Origin of the sequence: Kocuria sp. ZOR0020, from assembly GCF_000800955.1 — a bacterium.
GTDB classification, from domain to species: domain Bacteria; phylum Actinomycetota; class Actinomycetes; order Actinomycetales; family Micrococcaceae; genus Kocuria; species Kocuria subflava.
Map to the genome: position 1 here is coordinate 1 of NZ_JROX01000145.1, position 1,820 is coordinate 1,820.

2 protein-coding genes and 1 tRNA gene are annotated in these 1,820 nt (G+C 63.2%); 1 reads left to right on the forward strand and 2 read right to left on the reverse strand.

Annotated features, from left to right (window positions below; translation table 11 throughout):
* The first annotated feature begins 167 nt into the window (after nucleotides 1–167).
* Nucleotides 168–506: a hypothetical protein gene (locus tag L979_RS09120; protein ID WP_047691904.1), complete on the forward strand. Its 339-nt coding sequence runs from the start codon at nucleotides 168–170 to the stop codon at nucleotides 504–506.
* Nucleotides 507–544: 38 nt separating this feature from the next.
* Here the strand turns inward: L979_RS09120 and L979_RS09125 are convergent.
* Nucleotides 545–618, reverse strand: a tRNA-Pro gene (locus L979_RS09125).
* A gap of 191 nt (nucleotides 619–809) precedes the next feature.
* On the reverse strand, nucleotides 810–1,820 hold a 1,011-nt coding region (locus L979_RS09130; RefSeq protein ID WP_304413462.1), incomplete at its 5' end, for a biotin/lipoyl-containing protein.

Here is a 1,820-nt window from a genome sequence, read left to right on the forward strand (position 1 = left end):
CGGCGGGTTCAGACCCCAACTACACCCTGGATCATGATGAGCCGCCAAACGTCGTACAGGCTCTTTCGAGACGCTTCCCTGGCGGGCGACCGCGGTCATTGCAGCGGTCTGGGTGGGGTACTCCTGGGCGTGCTCGCGCACGACCCGCACGCACCTCGCACGCTGCTGTGGATCGACCTTCTTACGGCTCTGTCCATCCTTCCGGACTCAAACAGCAGCGGCATCAAACCCAGGCCGATTCACCGAACACCGAACCTGCAGACCGAACCCACAACCGCATCCGACACGACAAAGTCAACGAAGGATCCATCACCCTGCGCAACGCAGGACGCCTTCACCACATCGGAATCGGCCGCCGCTACAACAACCAACCCGTGATCTTGATCGCCCAAAACCGCGAGATCACAGTCATCCACGCCACCACCGGCGAGATCCTCCGCGAACTCACCCTCGACCCCACACACGACTACCAACCCCAGAAAAACACGAAATCCCCGAACCCATGAGGATTCAGGGATTTCACATGCCGTGAGACATTACACTGTCGGGATGACAGGATTCGAACCTGCGACCCCTTGACCCCCAGTCAAGTGCGCTACCAAGCTGCGCCACATCCCGCAGGCGGTGAACCGCCCACATGTGCTTCGCAAGACGGTCAGACCGCCTCAAGCACCCGCCATACATTACCCCAACCAAGCCGTGATTTCACATCGCCGACCCGCCCGTAGAAGAACGGCCCGGCACCCCACACAGGGGCACCGGGCCGTCCATCCATCACGCACTCACCAGCACCAGCAAGCAACCGAGCATCACTCCGGCTCGATCTCCACCACCAGGTCGCCACCGGCCACCGGCGACGGACCCGTAATCACCACGCGCTTGACCGTACCGCCAACCTGCGTGGTCACGGAGGCTTCCATCTTCATGGCCTCAATGGTGGCCACCCGGTCACCAGCAGACACGGAATCCCCCACGGACACCGTGGCCGTGATGGACCCCGCAAACGGTGCGGCAACGTGGCCCGGGTTGGACGGATCAGCCTTCTCCGCCTCCACGTGATCCGTGGCAACAGAGGTGTCCCGGATTTCCAGCATGCGCATCTGACCGTTCAGGGTGACCATCACGGTGCGCATGCCCTTGTCATCAGCCGGGCCAATGGCCTGCAGGGTCACCAGCAGGCGCACACCCTTACCAAGGGAGATCACGTGCTCCCGGTCCGGCATCAACCCGTACAGGAAATCGCGGGTGTGCAGCACGGAGATGTCTCCGTAGTCCTTCTTCTTGGACTCAAAGTCGGCCGTGGGGCCGGGGAACAGCAGACGGTTCAGCGTGGCGCGCCGCACGGCGGACTCACCAGACAGCCCTTCCAAGTCCTCGGAAGACAACGATGCCACCGCAGGCTTCTCATGCCGTCCCTCCAACGCCTTGGTCCGGAACGGCTCCGGCCAACCCGCAGGCGGGGTGCCCAGTTCACCGTTGAGGAACCCGATCACGGAATCCGGGATGTCAAAGTTCTGCGGGTTCTCCTCGAACTCCGCCGGATCCACGTTCATGCCCACCAGCTGCAGGGCAAGATCGCCCACCACCTTGGAGGACGGCGTCACCTTGACCAGGTGGCCGAGCATCCGGTCGGCGGCGCAGTACATGTCCTCGACCTGCTCGAATTTCTCCCCCAGCCCCAGCGCAATGGCCTGCTGACGCAGGTTGGAGAGCTGACCGCCCGGGATCTCGTGGCGGTACACGCGCCCGGTCGGCCCGGGCAGCCCGGATTCGAACGGCTTGTAGATCCCGCGGATGATCTCCCAGTACGGCTCCATGTC